Annotated in this window: 13 protein-coding genes and 1 tRNA gene; 9 read left to right on the forward strand and 5 right to left on the reverse strand. The window is 55.5% G+C overall.

Annotation, left to right across the window (positions count from 1 at the left end; genetic code table 11):
- A partial coding sequence (locus tag WCO56_22340; protein MEI7732329.1) for an SUMF1/EgtB/PvdO family nonheme iron enzyme occupies window positions 1-876 on the forward strand: 876 nt, incomplete at its 5' end.
- A gap of 1,463 nt (window positions 877-2,339) precedes the next feature.
- Here the strand turns inward: WCO56_22340 and hypD are convergent.
- From hypD to hypF, 3 genes are read right to left on the reverse strand one after another with little or no spacing between them, the layout of a single operon-like run.
- The gene (hypD, locus tag WCO56_22345; GenBank protein MEI7732330.1) at window positions 2,340-3,422 is read right to left on the reverse strand and encodes a hydrogenase formation protein HypD; all 1,083 of its coding nucleotides are present in this window, start codon (window positions 3,420-3,422) and stop codon (window positions 2,340-2,342) included.
- Window positions 3,423-3,457: 35 nt separating this feature from the next.
- Entirely contained in the window at window positions 3,458-3,745 is a 288-nt protein-coding gene (locus tag WCO56_22350) for a HypC/HybG/HupF family hydrogenase formation chaperone (protein ID MEI7732331.1), read from the reverse strand.
- A gap of 23 nt (window positions 3,746-3,768) precedes the next feature.
- Window positions 3,769-6,105: a carbamoyltransferase HypF gene (gene hypF, locus WCO56_22355; GenBank protein ID MEI7732332.1), complete on the reverse strand. Its 2,337-nt coding sequence runs from the start codon at window positions 6,103-6,105 to the stop codon at window positions 3,769-3,771.
- A 285-nt stretch (window positions 6,106-6,390) separates the two neighbouring features.
- Here hypF and WCO56_22360 point away from each other — a divergent pair, with 285 nt between their 5' ends.
- The 6 genes from WCO56_22360 (at window position 6,391) to WCO56_22385 (ending at window position 14,425) form a co-directional block, all read left to right on the forward strand.
- Entirely contained in the window at window positions 6,391-8,700 is a 2,310-nt protein-coding gene (locus tag WCO56_22360) for a carbohydrate-binding protein (GenBank protein MEI7732333.1), read from the forward strand.
- 221 nt (window positions 8,701-8,921) lie between these two features.
- A complete protein-coding gene (gcvP, locus tag WCO56_22365; protein ID MEI7732334.1) occupies window positions 8,922-11,789 on the forward strand; it encodes an aminomethyl-transferring glycine dehydrogenase in 2,868 nt (955 codons plus the stop codon).
- Between the two features lie 87 nt (window positions 11,790-11,876).
- The gene (locus WCO56_22370) at window positions 11,877-12,587 is read left to right on the forward strand and encodes a protein-L-isoaspartate(D-aspartate) O-methyltransferase (GenBank protein ID MEI7732335.1); all 711 of its coding nucleotides are present in this window, start codon (window positions 11,877-11,879) and stop codon (window positions 12,585-12,587) included.
- Between the two features lie 140 nt (window positions 12,588-12,727).
- A tRNA-Met gene (locus WCO56_22375) sits at window positions 12,728-12,802 on the forward strand.
- A gap of 27 nt (window positions 12,803-12,829) precedes the next feature.
- Entirely contained in the window at window positions 12,830-13,549 is a 720-nt protein-coding gene (locus tag WCO56_22380) for a hypothetical protein (protein ID MEI7732336.1), read from the forward strand.
- A 57-nt stretch (window positions 13,550-13,606) separates the two neighbouring features.
- Complete coding sequence (locus WCO56_22385; GenBank protein MEI7732337.1) at window positions 13,607-14,425, forward strand: tRNA threonylcarbamoyladenosine dehydratase; 819 nt, start codon at window positions 13,607-13,609, stop codon at window positions 14,423-14,425.
- Here the strand turns inward: WCO56_22385 and WCO56_22390 are convergent.
- Entirely contained in the window at window positions 14,415-15,299 is an 885-nt protein-coding gene (locus tag WCO56_22390; protein MEI7732338.1) for an alpha/beta hydrolase, read from the reverse strand. The genes WCO56_22385 and WCO56_22390 overlap by 11 nt on opposite strands.
- A gap of 698 nt (window positions 15,300-15,997) precedes the next feature.
- On the opposite strand from WCO56_22390, the gene lepA reads away from it, so the two are divergent.
- Together lepA and lepB are read left to right on the forward strand one after the other, a co-directional pair.
- On the forward strand, window positions 15,998-17,788 hold the full coding sequence (gene lepA, locus WCO56_22395) for a translation elongation factor 4 (protein ID MEI7732339.1): 1,791 nt from the start codon (window positions 15,998-16,000) through the stop codon (window positions 17,786-17,788).
- A gap of 26 nt (window positions 17,789-17,814) precedes the next feature.
- A complete protein-coding gene (lepB, locus tag WCO56_22400) occupies window positions 17,815-19,020 on the forward strand; it encodes a signal peptidase I (protein MEI7732340.1) in 1,206 nt (401 codons plus the stop codon).
- Here the strand turns inward: lepB and WCO56_22405 are convergent.
- On the reverse strand, window positions 19,006-19,237 hold a 232-nt coding region (locus WCO56_22405; protein ID MEI7732341.1), incomplete at its 5' end, for a hypothetical protein. The two genes, lepB and WCO56_22405, sit on opposite strands and share 15 nt — an antisense overlap.

Genomic DNA, 19,237 nt, shown 5'->3' on the forward strand with positions numbered 1-19,237 from the left:
AAGGCGTTGGCGGAACAGAAAACGCGGGAAGAGGAGGCGAAGAGAAAGGCCGAGGAAGACGCCCGGCTGAAAGCCTTGGCCGAACAGAAGGCCAAGGAAGAAGCGGAGCGGCGGAAGTTGCAGCCGCAGTTGGGCGCGCGGTGGACGAATAGTTTGGGGATGGCGTTTGCACCGGTGGCGGGGACGAAGGTGTTGTTTGGCATCTGGGACGTGCGGGTGCTGGATTATGCGGTGTATGCCGCTGCCAATCCGGGGGTGAATGCTTCGTGGAAGAAGGTGGAAGATGAGGGTGTGCCAGTGAGCGATGGGCTGGAGCATCCGGTGACGATGGTTAGCTGGGAGGACGCCAAGGCATTCTGTGCGTGGCTGACCAAGAAGGAACAAGGAGAGGGGAAATTGGCCGTCGGGCAGGAGTATCGGTTGCCAACGGATGCGGAATGGAGCTATGCGGTGGGGATTGGGGATAAAGAAGGGAATGGCACGCCGGGTTATAAGAGTGGAAAACTGGAAGGTGTCTATCCATGGGGTACAGGATGGCCGCCGCCGAAGGGGGCAGGGAACTACGCGGATATGACGAGCCACCAGAAGTTCGGTGGTTTTATTGAGGGTTATGATGATGGGTATGCGACAACGTCGCCAGTGGGCAGCTTTAAGGCGAATCCGTATGGCCTGTACGATATGGGCGGGAATGTCGCGCAGTGGTGCGAGGATTATTATAATGGCCAAAGTGGCTCTCGGGTGTTGCGCGGGGCGTCGTGGTACCTCGATGGTTCCAGCTCTCTGCTATCCTCGTTCCGTGACTTCCGCCGGCCTGATTGTCGGGGCAGCACTCTCGGTTTTCGGGTGGTGGTGGTGGCGGCGGGGCCTGTGCGTTAGGTGATGTTTTTTATGCTTTGTTCTTTGTTTCTTTTACCCTTTGGTTTTATTCCGCCCCGCTTGCGGGGCGGGCGTTTTTTTTAATGATGAATTTCAGCCGGGCCGCCCGTGGGGGCGGCAATGCTGAAGGCGGGGCCATAAATTCGGAATGCGGATTGCGGATTGCGGAATGGACTATTCGGGCGGTGAGGGACCAATTTTGGAGTGCGTGCGGCAAGGCAGGGTGAAGGGGCCGCGACGCCGCTTTGGATGGATGTGCCAATCCTCCTGTTGTCGTCCAAACTTCAATTTCTGAACCTGTGTCGCATAGTGGAGTGGCTGAAAGATCACGGTTGGACGGTTGAAATCCAAAGCGGTGTCGCCTGCCGCCCCTTTTCCCCCGGCAGTTGCCACCGCACTCCATATTGGTGACGGCGCGAATTACAGATTGTGTGTTGTTATAGTCGAACCCTGTTTACGGATCGTCGAATGGCACTTCAAACAAACGGGACAGGTCTTTCATAAATATCCATGTCATATCCGGTCAATTGGCCGCCAATCACCGACCGCCAACCTGGCAAACTACTGTCACGAAGCCATGACCGGAAAAGTTACTGCCACTAATTAAGTCTCGGAAGCCACTCTGCCAAATCCAAACCGACCTGTCAAATGCGGAAACGTGGCTATCCAATATTATATATGCATATATATCATGATATTTGATATACATCAATATTGCATATCATAGTTCACAGACGTATTTGGTCTTATACAAAATTGTATACTAACGAATATTTGTATTTCTGGTCATATCCAATATTGAATATGACCGTATATCGGAATATTCATTATACTCGCAAATCGTATATGACCATAAATCATGATATTTGCCTATATTGAATACTGGATATGACCGTTTATCGAGATTTTACATGCTAACCAAAAAACAATATGTGCATTTATCGGTTTTGGAGATAACTCAGCCCACGCGGATCATCAAAAAACGCTTCTTTTGCCGACTTGGTTTTTGGGGGATGCCTTCCGTTGTATCATCTTTCAGTCTAATCGGATTGAGGGTATCCAATCCGCTGCTGGTCTGGGCGGTTATAATTGCGGAACTCTCGAATGCGGATTGCGGATTGCGGAACCATCGATTTCGGAATGCGGAATGCGGAACCATCGATTTCGGAATGCGGAATGCGGAATGCGGAATCCAAAAGCGGTGTCGCCTGCCGCTCCTATTCCCCCGGCAGTTGCCACCGCACTCCAAATTGGGTTGCTGGCACCCGCTGCGGGGTGCGGCCCCATTTTCCCGCGTTTCCGGTGGTCGCGCCCCGTGCCCCTCGCGACCGACCGTATACAAGCTGTCAATCCTTTCGGATTGAGGGAAACCCATCCAGCGGTCGCTTGGGCGGCGGCACCAGAACACGCTGAACGCGCTGATTCTGGCGCTACGCCGTCCGTAGCGGAAAAGGGCAGGGGAGTTATCGGCGGTAGCGGTAGTAGGCGGCACAGGCGCCTTCGTTGGAGACCATGGTTGCGCCCAGGGGGTGCTCGGGATTGCAGCGGATGCCGAAGGCGGGGCATTCGTGCGGCTTTTTCACGCCCTGCAAGACGAGGCCGCTGATGCATTCGGTGGATTCTTCCGCCGTCAGGTGGGCGACGCCAAATTTGTGCTCGGCATCGTAGGCGGCAAATTCTTCGCGCAGGCCCAGGCCGCTGCGCGGGATAAGCCCCACGCCGCGCCATTTGCGGGGCACCACGTGGAATATTTGTTGGAGGAGTTTTTGGGCGGGCACGTTGCCTGCGTAATGCACGGAGCGGGAGTATTGGTTTTCGACCTCCGCGCGGCCTTCCTCAAGTTGCTTCACGCACAGGTAAATGCCTTGCATGATGTCCAGCGGCTCGAAGCCGGTGACGACGATGGGCACGCGGTATTTCTGCGCGATGGCCGGGTATTCGTGGAATCCCATGACGGCGCAGACGTGCCCGGCGGCGAGGAAGCCCTGCACGCGGTTGAGGGGCGAGGATAGAATGGCCTCCATGGCGGGCGGCACCAGCACGTGCGAGACGAGGATGGAGAAGTTCTGGATGCCTTGTTGCCGCGCTTGGTGGACGGCCATGGCGTTGGCCGGGGCGGTGGTTTCAAAGCCCACGGCAAAGAAGACGATTTCTTTTTGCGGATTGTCCCGCGCGGTTTTGAGGGCGTCCAGCGGGGAATAGACCATGCGCACGTCGCCGCCCTCGGCTTTGACGGTGAGCAGGTCTTTGCGGGTGCCGGGCACGCGCAGCATGTCGCCAAAGGAGCAGAAGATCACGTCCTTGCGGGCGGCAATCTCGATGGCCTTGTCAATGATTTCCACGGGGGTGACGCAGACCGGGCAGCCGGGGCCGTGAACGAGCGTGATGGGTTTGGGCAGGAGTTCATCCACGCCGAATTTGACGATGGCATGGGTTTGCCCGCCGCAGATTTCCATCAGGGTCCAGGGTCGGGTGGTCAGGGTCTGGAGGGCGCGCGCGAATTGATGCACGCCGCTGGCGTCGCGATATTCGTCAATGAATTTCATGGGGCGGCTTCCGGTGGGTCAAGGTGTAACAGCCGCTAGCTGGGCGTGGTGGCCTTGGCGCGCGCCGCCTGGCGCTCGTTGTCCTCCAGTTCCACGAGTTCGTTCATTTCCCGGAGGTATTCAAAGACGCGGTTGGCTTCCGCCTCGTCCACTTTGCTGAGAGCAAAGCCCACGTGGACGATCACGTAATCCCCAACGACGGCTTCCGGCACGAAGTCGAGGTTCACGTCTTTATGGATGCCGCCAAAGTTGACCTTGCCCGTCCGCGTTTGCGGATTGGCGGTGTCAACACTGATGATTTTACCCGGTACTGCCAGACACATAATTGTAAAGTGTGCTTAAGCGTTCAACGCTGCTGCGCATAGCCTGCCATGACGGCCTGCCCCAACGCAATGCCGCCGTCATTGGGCGGCACGCGCTGATGCCAGTAAGGCTGGAAGCCTTCGGCGCGCAATGCCGCGACCGCCAATTCCGTCAACCGCTGGTTTTGGAAGCAACCGCCGGTGAGCGCCACCTTCGGCTCGCCCACCCGCCGGGCCACCGCCAGCACCATTTGCGCCAGCGTCTGGTGGAACTTAGCGGATATCAGGCCGGGCGCCACTTTTTCGCGCAGGTCTTTCAGGAGATCATGGATCATGGGTGCCCAATCCACGATGATTGGCGCGGCATCTGTGCCCGCCGTCTGAAGTGCTGGCGATAGGGCAAACTCAAAGCACGTTTCAGCCGTCACGCCTTCCGCCAGCCATTCCAATTCCATGGCGGCCTGGCCCTCGAAATTCATCCGTTGCCTGCCCAGCACCAGCGCCAGCGCGGCCACGGCGTCGAAGAGTCTGCCGGCGCTGGTGGTGCGCGGGGTGTTGAGACCTTTTTCCAGCATGGCGCGCAAGATGGCGCGTTCCGCAGGCAGGAAGAGTTCCAGCACAGGGAGGTCCGTCTGGTTCCAAAGCGGGTCGCCAAACATTTCATACAGCAGCCCCAGCGCCACGCGGCGCGGTTCCTTCACTGCCGCCTCACCACCGGGCAATGGGAACGCGCGCAAGTGCGCCACGCGCCGCCACTGCCCGCGCGTCATCACCAGGAACTCGCCGCCCCACACCGTGCCGTCCGGGCCGTAGCCCGTGCCATCCCAGGCGACGCCAAGCGCCGGACCTGCCAGCTCATTTTCCGCCAGGCACGCGGCGACATGCGCGGCGTGATGCTGACAGCGCATGACCGGCAGCCCGCTCCGCGCGGCGAACTGGCTGGAGCGATAGTCGGGATGCAGGTCGCACGCCACCAGCGCGGGCTTTAGATCGTACAGTCGCAGCAGGTCTGCGCTTGCCCGTTCAAATGATTCACATGCCTTGGCGGTTTCCAGGTCGCCCAGGTGTTGGCTCAGGAACACTTGCGCACCCACCGCCACCGCCACGGTGTTTTTCAAATGAGCCCCGACGGCCAGCAACGGGGGCACAGGGTAGGGGAGCGTCACCGGCAGCGGCGCGTATCCCCGCGCCCGGCGCAGCACCAATTCTCGCCCCAGCATCACTCGCGCAATGGAATCATCCACATTCCGCGCAATGGGCCGGTCATGCACCAGGAAGAAATCCGCGGTGCCGCCCAACGTTGCCAGCGCCTCGGCTGGCGCTGTGCAAATCGGCTCGTCTGATAAATTGCCGCTGGTCGCCACGATTGGGAAGCCCAGTTCCTGCATCAGCAAATGATGCAACGGGGTGTACGGCAGCATCACTCCCAAATTCGGGTTGCCCGGTGCCACCGCCGCCGCTAGTCCAATGGCGTCGGGTCGGCGGCGCAGTAAGACGATGGGGGATTCGGGGGACGTTAAGAGGCGTTGTTCGAGTTCCGTCACGTCGCACAGCGCGCGAACGGCGGCGAGATCAGGGCACATCAAGGCAAACGGTTTTTCCTCGCGGCATTTGCGTTCCCGCAAGCGGCTCACGGCGGATTCCTGCCGCGCATCCGCCATCAAATGGAAACCACCCAGGCCCTGCACCGCCACAATCGCCCCCGCGCGGATGGCGCGGACCGTCTGCGTCAGCGCATCCTCGCGCACGGCCAGCAGTTGCCCCTGGGCATTCCACCACGTCAATTGCGGGCCACAGACCGGGCAGGCATTCGGCTGCGCATGGAAGCGGCGGTCGGCGGGGTTCTCATATTCCGCCCGGCACGCCGGGCACATCGTGAATTGCCGCATCGTCGTATTAGGCCGATCATAAGGCAGCGCCTGGATGATGCTGAAGCGGGGGCCGCAATGAGTGCAGTTGGTGAACGGATACTGGTAACGCCGGTTGGCCGGATCAAAAATCTCCCGTAAACAGTCCGGGCAAGTGGCGATGTCCGGGAGGATGAACGCCGATTTGCCGCCCGCCTCGGTGCTCGCCTGGATTTCAAACGTGGCATATCCCGCCGGGTCCAGGAAGCTGGTCTCCAGGCTTTGAATGAACGCGCGCGGCGGACGCTCCGGCTCCAGCCGCAACCAGAATGCACGGACGGCGGATGGCAATCCCTCCACTTCAATCACCACTCCTTGCGGCGAATTATTCACCCAACCCGTCAATCCCAATTCCGTCGCCAGCCGGAAAACCATTGGCCGAAACCCCACCCCCTGCACCGCCCCGCGCACCACCAACCGCAGCCGGGTACGCGCTGCGGTGGAAGCGTGCTCGATTGCGTCCAACTCGTTCATTGCCACTGCCGGAGGATGGCAGAACCGCGCTCCCTTCGCCAGCGCAATTTACCATTGGGTGTCCCGATGGGTGTCCAAGACAATTAGACACGCTTCAAAACAATTTTCGGATAAACCACCACCGCCCAATGATTGAAACACTATGCCCCGGGAGTGGCCCACCTGAGGTGATTGGAAGGTGACACTAACTGCTTGGAATAAAGATGACGTGTTTTTGGCATTGCTTTTCCTTGGACCGGTAATTAATGCTAAGGCGAAGCCAGTGACCCGAATTGAAGAATGATTATGAAGAAGTTATCCGCCATGTTGTTGTTCATCGTCGCAACCTCTGCGACGATGGCCAAAGAGTATCATGTGTCCATCAAGGGCAACGATCAAAACCTGGGTACAAAATCCAAACCGTTCCAGACCATCAGCGCGGCGGCACGGGTCGCCGCGCCGGGCGATGTGATCACGGTGCATGCGGGCGTGTATCGCGAGCGCATTAATCCCCCCCGGGGCGGGACTTCCGAATCGGAGCGGATTATTTATCAGGCCGCGAAGGGGGAGCGGGTGGAGATAAAGGGTTCGGAAGTCATCAAGGACTGGGTGAAGGTGCAGGAGAATGTATGGAAGGCGACGCTGCCGAACACGTTCTTCAAGGGGTTTAACCCGTATGGCGATTTGATCCGGGGCGATTGGTTTACGGCCAATAAGCGCGAGCATCACACCGGCGCCGTGTATTTGAACGGGGATTGGTTGACGGAGGCGACGAAGTTGGAGGAAGTTTTGATGTCGGGCAGCCCGACGTGGGTAAGCAAAGGCGATCGGCAGGTGTTGCTGAACGTGGCGTGGCTCGGGCCCGCCTATGACGCGGGCAGCGGCCCGCGCATTGCGGCCACGAGTTTTGCCGCGCGGAGCGGGACGACGAACGCGCCGTGCGCGGAGGGCGGCGATTGCCTGGGCTGGATCATGCACGGGGATTGGGCGCGTTATGAGCGGGTGGATTTCCTGAAGGATACGGGGCGGATGATCGTGCGCGTGGCCTCGGCCTCGGCGGGTGGGAATATCGAGATTCGTCTCGACTCGCCCGAAGGGGAATTGCTGGGGGTTTGCACGGTGACGAATACCGGCGGCTGGCAAGCGTGGACGACGCTCTTTGCCAAAATCAAGCCGCAGAGCGGCCTCAAGACGATTTGCCTAGTGTTCAAGAATAATAAGCCGACGACGCTGAATCCCAATCTGTGGTTCACGCAGGTGGATGGCACGAATACGACGATCTGGGCGCAGTTCAAGAGCGTGAACCCGAATGAGCAGTTGGTGGAGATCAATGCGCGGCAAACGGTGTTTTATCCCGACCAGCCCGGGCGCAATTTTATCACGGTGCGCGGGTTCGTCCTGCGCCACGCCGCCACGCCGTGGGCGCCGCCGACCGCCGAGCAGATCGGGCTCATCGGCACACATTGGAGCAAGGGCTGGATCATCGAGAATAATGTGGTCAGCCACTCGGTCTGTTCCGGGATTGCGCTGGGCAAGCACGGCGACCAGTATGATAACACCTCCGCCAACAGCGCCGAGGGGTATGTGAAAACCATTGAGCGCGCGCACGCGCATGCCATTCCTTGGACCAAGGAAAACATCGGGCATCACATTGTTCGCAATAATACCATCACGCATTGCGAGCAGGCGGGAATCGTTGGCAGCCTGGGATGTTCCTTTAGCACGATTGCTGGTAATGTGATTCACGACATCCATGTGCGCCGCCTGTTCGGTGGCGCGGAAATGGGGGGCATTAAGTTTCACGCGGCGATTGATACGGAGATTCGCGGCAATCATATCTACCGCACTTGCCGGGGACTCTGGCTGGATTGGATGGCGCAAGGCACGCGCGTTTCGGGAAATCTCTTCCATGACAACGCGAGCGAGGATTTGTTTGTGGAAGTGGATCACGGGCCGTTCGTGGTGGATAACAATTTGTTCCTTTCCGCTACAAGCCTGCTGGATATGTCCGAGGGCGGCGCGTATGTGCATAATCTTTTCGCCGGCAAGATTAACAGCACCGAGGAACTGAAGCGCGAGACGCCGTATCACCCCGCGCATTCGACCAAAATGGCGGGGTTAAGTTCGATCAAGGGCGGGGATAACCGGTATTATAACAACCTTATCGTCGGCGCGGGCGGCAGCGTTGGGGAAGTGGCCAAGAAGGACGAGCGTCATCGCCGCGTTTCGGGATATGGACTTTGGGTTTATGACCTTCGGGAATACCCACTGCAAACCGGCGGCAATGTTTCCTGCTATGGCGTGCAACCTTACGCCAGGGAAGCCAGTTACCTTGTGCTGACGAATTTTAATCCCGAATTGAAGCTGGTGGAAGAAAAGAGGCGCTTTACGCTGCACCTCACCCTGCCACCAGAATTGAAGCAGGCCGACACGATGCCCGTCACGACCGCGCTGCTCGGCAACGCGAAAATCCCGGGCGTGGCCTACGAGAACGCCGATGGCTCGCCGTTGATCATCAATTCCGATTTCTTCGGCAAGAAACGCAGTAAAACACATCCAGTGGCCGGACCTTTCGAGCGCAGCGGGGCGGGGTCGGTGGCGTTGCAGGTGTGGTAGCGGCGGGGCAGGGGATTACTTTCCCGACGTCATTCCGGATAATAGGGCATTTTGGGGGAATTTCTGCCAATAACATGACGGTCTGTAGCACGGGCGGACTGCTCATGTGAATTCCTTCTTGCATTGTTGCCGCCAGGTTTTAATTTCCATGCATGTCTGGACCGACAACTGGTACACCAACCGCCGATCACGATGCTGCTGCCCATTCCACCACTGAGGGGATGAGCGGTTCATTTCCATTTTCCCACCCCGATCAATTTGTCACGCGCCATATCGGCCCGAATCCAGCGGATACCGCCGAGATGCTCAAGGGCTGCGGGGTCGGTTCCCTGGAGGAATTGGTGGCCGCAGTGGTGCCGCGGCAAATCCGCCTGGGCAAACCGATGACACTGCCGGCACCGCGCGGGGAGTTCCAAGCGCTGGCCGATTTGCGCGCCATTGCTGCGAAGAACCGCGTGTTCCGTTCGTATATCGGCATGGGGTTTCATGATTGCATCACGCCGCCGGTGATTCAGCGCAATATCCTGGAGAACCCGGGCTGGTACACTCAATATACGCCGTACCAATCCGAGATTTCCCAGGGGCGCATGGAGATGCTGTTGAATTTCCAGACCATGGTCTGCGATTTAACCGCACTGGACGTCGCCAACGCTTCCATGTTGGACGAAGCTACCGCCGCCGCCGAGGCGATGATGCTATGCCATCGCGTCAAGGAACCGGAAGGCCGGAAACTCTTTTTGGTTTCGTCGGCGTGCCATCCGCAAAACATTGACGTGGTGCGCACGCGCGCGGAGGCACTTGGCATTGAAGTAAGGGTAGGGGACCATCATGCGTTCACCTTCGATCAAACGGTCTGCGGCGTGCTGCTGCAATATCCCACGACGGAGGGGCGCGTGGAGGATTACACGGCTCTGGCGCAGCGGGCGCATCAAGCCGGCGCGCTGGTCGTGGTGGTGGCCGACATCCTGTCGCTCACGTTATTGCGGCCCCCCGGCGAATTCGGTGCGGATGTGGCAGTGGGAAATACCCAACGTTTTGGCGTGCCGCTTGGTTTCGGTGGTCCGCACGCCGCTTACTTTGCCACTCGGGACGTTTATAAGCGGCAGATGCCTGGCCGCTTGGTGGGTGTTTCCAAGGATGCTCGTGGGCGTCCAGCGTTGCGCCTTTCGCTCGGCACGCGCGAACAGCATATTCGCCGGGAAAAAGCCACAAGCAACATTTGTACCGCACAGGCATTGCTGGCGAATATCGCTGCCGCTTATGCTGTGTATCACGGCCCGGAAGGATTGCGGCAAATTGCCCGGCGCATCCACTGGCTCGCACAGGTGTTCGCCGCCGGCCTGAAGCGTTTGGGCCAAGCTGTGCCAGCAGAACCATTCTTTGACACGTTGCGCGTGGGTTTGAACGGCATGAACTCCATACAAGTCACGGAGATCGCCGCGCGGCACGCCGTCAACCTGCGGGTGCTGGATGTGCAGACGATCAGTATCGCTTTGGATGAGACGACCAACCCTGAGGATATTGAGACCCTTTGGCGTATTTTGAACCGGGACCAGGCGGTGGTGTTCACCGTGAAGGATTTGGCAGCCACGGTTGGCTGCCCTGATTACGCTATCCCACACGCCCGTACCAGCGCTTACCTGACCCACGCGGTTTTCCATCGCTGCCATTCCGAAACCGAGATGCTGCGTTACTTGCGCCGGCTGGAGTCGCGCGATCTGTCCCTCTGTCATTCCATGATCCCGCTGGGCTCCTGCACGATGAAGCTGAACGCCGCCGCGGAAATGCTGCCGATCACCTGGCCGGAACTTGCGCGGATGCATCCGTTTGCGCCTGCTGACCAGACGGAAGGCTATCATACGCTGTGCGAGCAATTGGAGCAGTGGCTCCAGGAAATCACCGGCTTTGCCGCCGTCTCCCTCCAACCCAATGCCGGTAGTCAGGGCGAATACGCAGGCCTATTAGTTATCCGGAATTTTTATAAGGCCCGGGGCGAAGGGCACCGGCAGATTTGCTTGATCCCCGTTTCCGCACACGGCACCAACCCGGCCAGCGCCGTCATGGCGGGACTGAAAGTGGTAGCTGTGGCGTGCGATACCAAGGGTAACGTGGACCTGGCCGATTTGAAGGCCAAAGCCGAAACTAACGCGGCAAACCTAGCCTGTGTGATGGTCACATATCCTTCCACTCACGGCGTCTTTGAAGAAGGGATTCGTGACCTGTGCCAAATCATTCACTCGCATGGCGGGCAGGTGTACATGGACGGCGCGAACATGAATGCGCAGGTCGGCCTGACTTCCCCCGCGAACATCGGCGCGGATGTCTGCCATTTGAATTTGCACAAGACCTTCGCCATTCCTCATGGCGGCGGCGGTCCAGGCGTGGGCCCGATCTGTGTCGCTCGACACCTTGCGCCGTTTCTGCCCGGACACGTGGTTCGGCAACCGGCCAAGGGGCTGCAGCAGGGCGCGGTTTCGGCCACCCCGTGGGGCAGCGCCAGCATTTTACCCATCTCTTGGGCGTACATCGCCATGATGGGCAGCCATGGGCTCACCGAAGCGACCCGCTACGCCATCCTAAACGCCAATTATATTTCCAAGCGACTTGAGGCCTATTACCCGACGCTTTTCCGGGGGCACGGCGGCTTTGTGGCGCACGAATGTATCTTGGATTTGCGTAAATTCAAAAGCGTCACGGCGGAAGACGTGGCCAAACGATTGATGGATTTCGGCTTTCACGCCCCCACGCTTTCGTGGCCGGTAGCCGGCACTCTGATGGTGGAACCCACGGAGAGTGAGCCAAAGGTTGAGTTGGACCGTTTTTGCGAAGCAATGATCGCCATTCATGGCGAAATCATGGCCGTGGAAACCGGGCAGATGGACCCGCTCAATAACCCCTTGAAGAACGCGCCGCATACGGCAGACGTCATCGCCGGCGATTGGAACCGGCCCTATAGCCGCGAGCAGGCCGCCTTTCCGGTAAAGAGTCTCAAGGACTGGAAATTCTGGCCGTCCGTGAGCCGCGTGGACAATGTCTTCGGCGACCGCAACTTGGTCTGTTCCTGCGCCGGAATGGATGCACATATTTAGCCGTTTTTTCCTCTGGAAAAGCTCATCATCGAATGTATGTTTAGTTTGACTTGAGTCTCACGCAACGCGTGGTTGATTCCAGTTCTTATGGCATCCGACAGTTTTAGCCAGTCCGGCACGAGTGGTAATACCCACTCAGATATTGTTTTTGCAGCCCAACGTCGGCGAATGGTGGCAGAGCAACTGGCTGCGCCGGGACGCAATATTACCAATGAAGCCGTATTGGCAGCCATGGAAACTGTGCCAAGGCATGAATTTATTACGGCGGACCTGCGGGACGAGGCCTATGATGATCATCCGGTTCCCATCTGCCATCGGCAGACCATTTCCCAGCCATATATTGTGGCGTTCATGACGGAAAAGTTGGCCCCAAAACCGGAGGAACGCGTGTTGGAGATCGGCACCGGGTCAGGCTATCAGGCCGCCGTACTGGCCCGCTTGGTGAAAGTGGTTTATTCGGTGGAGATTGTTGCCCCACTGGCTGCGGAAGCTGCAAGCACGCTGCGACGACTTGGAGTAACCAACGTGTTCATCAAGGCCGGTGATGGCTATCAAGGATGGGCGGAACATGCGCCCTTTGACGCGGTGATTGTCACTTGCTCCCCGGATCATGTGCCCGCACCACTGCTGGACCAATTGAACGAAGGCGGACGCATGATCATTCCAGTCCAGCACGACGCTGGCCAGGATTTGTTTTACCTGGAGAAAACGGGTGGTGAACTATTGGAGCGGGCGGTGCTGCCAGTGAGGTTTGTGCCCATGACTCGCACTCAGGATGGCAAGGCCAGACAATCATGAAATCGCCGGACGCAAAAAAGCTGAAAAAAAACTTGTCTAAACCATGTTCGGATGCATAAATACGCGCCCGCAGGTGCTGCCGGCGGTTGACATTTTCTCAGTTTATGAGAGAATTCAACTCCGGTTGTGATCGGGTATGTGCCAGAGTAGCTCAGGGGTAGAGCAGGGGACTCATAAGCCCTTGGTCGGGGGTTCAACTCCCTCCTCTGGCACCACCTTTTTTAACCTGTAAAAACAATACAATGTTTTTACGGTTTATATTTTTTGACTTTTTAACCATTGTGCCCCACTCCTATACTAACTTTATGAGAAAGATAGTGCGAATAATTCTAATCGGTTGCTTCTTTTGTTATCAGGCAATTGGTGAACTGCCTACATACCTGTCTGAAATGGGACCATTTGAAATGGCTAAACGCATAAAGTATTTGGCATCCCGTTATAATATCAGCATGACAAACGTTCAAATTCTTGATGCTGTTTTTGAGAAAACAGGACAGGCATGGGAAGAATATGGCAAAGGTGACATTGCCGCTTTTGCTGAAGAATTAGATCGTCGTTACGGCAAAACAACGAATAACGATGCAGCCAAACAACAAGCTGAACGTGATGCTGAACAAAGAATAGCGGAGTTGCAGCGAAATATGGAATCACAGAGAAACATGGAAGCTTATGAAAAAAGAGAGGCAGCGGCGCGAGTGGTAAGGCTGAAGTTAGAAGCTGAAGCAAAGGCAAAAGCAAAAAATGAGGCTGAGATTGATCTGCGCTCATTGCAATGGCAGCAACGGCAAGCAAGCAATGGGCTTGCTTCTGGCCAGTGTTCGCTGGGAATTCGGTATGGGACGGGTACTGGCGTTGAAAAAGACCAAGGTTTGGCCGTCTATTGGCTCACACTATCAGCCGCTCAAGGTAATATTGAAGCGAAAGCCGCCTTGGTAAAGCTAACGAATACGCCCCCTAACTAGTGGAAGCGAAAATTCCAAGAGTTTACGGTATCCTGAAAGCGATCTCATTATCAGCCTATGAAGATTGAACGAGGTATTTTCCATCGAACCGAGTTGCTTTTAGGGAAAGACAAAATGGCCGTAATGGCCAAAAAAAACGTCATTATCTTTGGAATTGGCGGGGTGGGAAGTTGGACGGCGGAAAGTCTGGTGCGAACCGGCATCCGAAAATTGACCATGGTGGATTCAGATCGGATCTGCGTCACCAATATCAACCGGCAGGTGCATGCCACCACGCAAACTGTGGGCGAGGTGAAGACCGATGTGCTGAAAAAGCGACTGCTGGAAATCAATCCCTCGGCCGAAATTACCAACCTGCAAAAAATCTTCAACAAAGAGACGCAAGATCAATTTGAACTGGATTCATACGACTATATCATAGACGCCATTGACAGCCTGATTAACAAGATTTATCTCATCCGCTTCGCCACCCGCACCAACGCCCGGTTCTTTTCTTCAATGGGTTCCGCCCTCAAAGTGGATCCCACGCGTATCCGCGTGGGTAAGTTCTGGGAGATTCAAGGATGCCCCTTTGCCGCCATGATTCGAAGCCGGATTCGCCGGGGTGAATTGCCGGCCAAGGAATTCTTGTGCGTCTATAGCGATGAGGTTTTGAAAAATGCCGGGGCCGATCCCGCTTGTGGCACGGAAAAGTGTTTTTGTCCGAAATCCAAAAACGGCCCGGGCGACGCTGAACTTGCCAGCCATGAGTGGTGCAGCATGAAAGCCGCCGTTAACGGCAGCACCGCCCATATTACCGCGATCTTTGGTTTCACGCTCGCCGGACTGGTCATCAAAGACATCTACGACGCGGCGCAAACCAGCCCTACTTCTTAAGCTCCAACATGCCCATGCCGCGCAACCATTCTTCGGCGCGTTTGGGCCAGGTGGTGACGGTGCGAATGGTGGGGCGCAAACCATAGCCGTGCCCGCCAGCAGCGTACAAGTGCATCTCCGCCAGCACTTTCACGTTTTTCAAGGCAAGGTAATAGAAAAGGCAATTTTCCACCCGGATATTGTCATCCTCGGTCATCACCAGAAACGCGGGCGGCGTATTGCTGGTGATATTCAGGTCCGGTGCCAACTTATTATCCTGTTCCTTGATGGCCAGGTAGGCGGGATAAATCAGCAGTGAAAAATCAGGACGGCAACTGGCTTGATCCGCGTCATCCACCGGTTCATACCCGCGCTTTTCATAACTGGTGCTGGTCACCGCCGATAAATGGCCTCCGGCGGAAAAGCCCATAATACCGATCCGTTTGGAATCCAGGTTCCATTCCTTGGCGCGGTGCCGCACTAAGCTGACGGCGCGTTGGGCATCCTGGCGCGGTGCCCAATTCTTTTCCCCACCCTTGCGCGCTGGCACCCGATACTTTAGCAACACGCCGGTAACCCCAATTGAATTGAGCCATTCGCAAATTTCCGTGCCTTCGAGGTCCATGGCCAGGATGCTGTAACCGCCGCCTGGGCACACTACGACGGCAGTGCCGGTTTCCTTGTCTTGCGGCGGACGATACACGGAAATGGTGGGATTTGAGACATTGCCCAACCGGATCACCGATTTGCCAGCAACCAGCCCCCCATTGGGTTTGGTAGTGTCCTTTTCTTCACCAATTTCACCATTATCGCCCGGTGCTCCCTTTGGCCAGAGCGGAATCGCGTCCGGCACGGTCGCACCGGATACTGGTTGTTTGCATAATGAAATTGCCATAACACAAGCCATACCGAGTGTGAACATCTTTTGCATGGCGGCATGGAACCGCAAAAAGGCAACCATGGCAATTGTAAAACGACGGACGGCTGAAAATTACGGGCGGTTTAGAACCACATGTTGCAATAGTTAATATATAGCAGCTACAGATAGTTATGAACCAATTTTACAAAGAAAGCATCTCACTAAAGCAAATCCGGGCCGCACAGCCTGAGGAAGGCGTGGCGGCCCGGTGAATTTCGAATCAATACAGTGTAGGTCTCGTAGTAATCCAGCGACGGCTTGTATCACACCACCGCTGAAATCTATTGGGCAATCAAAGATCAATTTTAGCTTTGCCCGAAAACTGGTTTCACGAAACCCGTACTTCATCAACACGTGTATATATACCTCATATAATTTTTCTGTCAAACACTATTTGAAAGTTTTTATCTACGCTTATCAAAACCGCCTTTCGGATAAGCCATTATGATTTTTTTACTGGTCATTGAAAAGTTCTTATTTTCAGTAAAAACGTCGTAAAATGGACCGTGAAGCCAAGCAAGGATAAAAAGAAGTGCAAAGTTTCAGCTTCACTTCTGCTGTAATGAGGTTATCTTTACTCCTCTACGGGAACTGAGCACCGGGGCGACTGTATCCAGGACCGCTAAGGGCAGGGGACCCCGCCAGTTTTCGTAATAGAGATTATTGGATTTGCAATGGACATAGCACATATACGAAATTTTAGCATTATCGCCCATATTGATCATGGGAAAACGACGCTTTCCGACCGCCTCCTGCAGCGAACAGGCACCGTAAAAGATCGTGACATGACGGACCAGCATTTGGATGCCATGGACCTGGAGAAGGAACGTGGAATTACCATTAAGGCACATCCGGTAACGATGCTTTACACTGCCAAAGACGGCGAAACGTACGAGTTGAACCTGATTGATACTCCCGGACACGTGGATTTCACTTACGAAGTGTCCCGCAGCCTAAGTGCATGTGAAGGCGCCTTGCTCATTGTGGATGCGGCCCAAGGAGTGGAAGCACAGACCGTCGCCAATGTGCATCTGGCGATGAAGCAAAACCTCGTAATTATCCCGGTCATCAATAAAATTGACCTGCCCCACGCGGATATTCCACAAGCCAAACAACAGTTGGAGGACATTCTTGCCATTCCGGCGGAAGGTGCCATTTGTGCCAGTGCCAAGGAGGGCAATGGCATTGAGGAAATTCTGGAGGCCGTCGTGCAACGAGTGCCGCCCCCGAAACCAACCGGCGCGGACTCGATGCAGGCGCTGGTGTTTGATTCCATTTTTGATACCTATAAGGGCGTCATCACTTATGTCCGTGTGTTTAACGGCGAACTGAAGCCCGGCATGATGGTGAAGTTGCTGCATTCCGGTAAAACCGTGGAAATCAAGGAAGTTGGCAGTTTTAATCCCAAACCGTACCAGCGCGAAAAACTGGAAACCGGCGAAACGGGATATATTACCGCCAACATCAAGACGCCGCAGGAAGTAAAGATGGGCGATACGATCACGGATTCGCGCCGTCCATCGGGTCCCTTGCCGGGTTTCAAGGAAGTACACCCCATGGTGTTTAGCGGCATTTATCCAATTAACACTGCGGATTACGAGCACTTGAAAGCCAACCTGGCCAAATTAAAGCTCAACGACTCCGGGTTTGTTTATTCGGCGGAAAGTTCCGTGGCGCTTGGGTTCGGGTTTCGTTGCGGATTCCTGGGTTTGCTGCACATGGAAATTGTGCAGGAACGGTTGCGGCGCGAATATGGCATGGACATCATCGCCACCTATCCTAGCGTAGTCTATCGCGTAACGATGCATGATGGCACGGTCAAAACCATTGATAACCCGGTCTTTATGCCGGATGTCACCTATATCAAGAGCATCGAGGAACCCATGGTCCGCGCGTTTGTCATCTGTCCCAATGAAAATATTGGCGACATGATGGCTTTGATCACCGAAAAACGGGGTGAAGTGGTCCACACGGAAACCTTGGATAGCAAACGTGTCATGCTCACTGCCAACACGCCGCTGAATGAAATCCTGATTGATTTTCATGATCGCATTAAAAGCATTACGCGCGGTTATGGCTCCATGGATTATGAGTTTATCGAGGCGCGTGTTAGCGACATGGTTAAGCTCGACATGTTGGTGAACAATGAACCGGTGGATGCGTTCTCGTGTATTGTTCATCGGGATAAAGCGGATGGCCGCGGCCGTGTGCTCGCCGCCAAACTCAGGGAAGTCATCCCGCGGCAGCAATATATGGTGGCGATCCAAGCGGCGATTGGCGGGAAAATTGTTGCCCGAGAAACAGTGAGCGCCTTTCGCAAAGACGTGACCGCCAAATGCTACGGTGGCGATATCTCCCGCAAACGCAAATTGCTTGAAAAACAAAAGGAAGGCAAAAAACGCATGAAAAGCATTGGTGCGGTCAATATTCCGCAGGAAGCGTTTATTGAGGTGCTGAAGGCTTAAGCCGCCAATTCGATATTTTCCATCCCATGAGTATTTATATCCGTTGGTTTTTTTCCAAGACTCTGCGCCAGGCGGTGGATATGCGACGGCATGTCCACAAGTTGATGCGCGCTCAATGTGACATTCTCTCACCCCAAGCCATTGAGGTGATCGAACAAGCGTGCCGCGAATTATATCAGGTTACGGAGACTGCCAGTGACCAGAAGAAGCTGCTGGAAGGGATGGCAACCCTGGAAAAAGTGGCCAACCAATGGCTGAAACCATATCCCCATGCCGGTTATCGCGAAAATATCGAGGTGTTCCTGGTGGCCATCGCGGTGGCCATGGGCATCCGAACGTTCTTTTTGCAACCTTTCAAAATTCCCACCGGTTCCATGCAACCGACGCTGTATGGGATCACGGAGGAAGACTTGCGCAACAAACCGGACGTGACTGTCCCCAGCGGCTTCCAGGCATTTGTGGACTCCTGGTTCAAAGGCACCAGCTATTTCCATATTGTGGCCAAGGCCGATGGTGAACTCAAAGGGGTCAGCGCCCCCATAAAGTTATTATTATTCAATTTAAAGCAAATTATTTATATTGGCGACGAGAGTTATACCGTCTGGTTTCCGCCGGATAATTTTCCGGTCCGCGCTGGATTGGCGGACAAGCAGGCCAATGGGATGCTCATTCCGCACACGTTCAAAGCGGGCGAAGATATCGTCAAGGTCAAAGTCATCAGCGGCGACCATCTGTTCGTGGACCGGGTATCCTTCAATTTCCGGCACCCGGAACGCGGTGATATCATCGTCTTTGAAACCAAAGGCATTAGTATGCTGCCGCAGAACCAATTTTACATCAAACGCATGGTTGCCAAAGGCAATGAAGAGGTCAAAATTGGCAACGACCAACATTTGAGGATCAACGGCAAACGTTTGGATGCCGGCACGCCGGGCTTTGAAAATGTCTATACCTTCGGCAAAGAATACCGCGAAGGACGGTATTTTGGCCATGTGAACGCCGAAATGGCGTATAAAATCGGGAAAAACATTCCCGCTAGAAATTTTCCCGATGAACAAGCAACCTACGTTGTACCCAAGAACAGTTACTTGGCAATGGGTGACAACACCATGAACTCATGGGATTCACGGGATTGGGGCTACGTGCCACGCGACAATGTGATTGGGAAATCCTTTTTCGTGTACTGGCCATTTGGCGAACGGTTTGGCTGGTCTCATTTAACGACCCAATAGCATACATAATAATGGCTTGTACGTTATTTTTGCCTGGCATCGTATTTTCGCACAATGTATGTTATGTTCACTTAAGTTATGTCCATTCTGCCCTGCCGTCAACAACTTCTGAATCTTTAATGTCTGTGCAAGGTCATTATCGCGCGCCGGGGCATATTTTTTGCCGCCCGCTTTTTCGTGCTGGTTGGCGGGATGCTCTGCCGGACCAGATGCAACT

The organism is Verrucomicrobiota bacterium, assembly GCA_037139415.1.
Classification (GTDB): Bacteria; Verrucomicrobiota; Verrucomicrobiia; order Limisphaerales; family Fontisphaeraceae; genus JBAXGN01.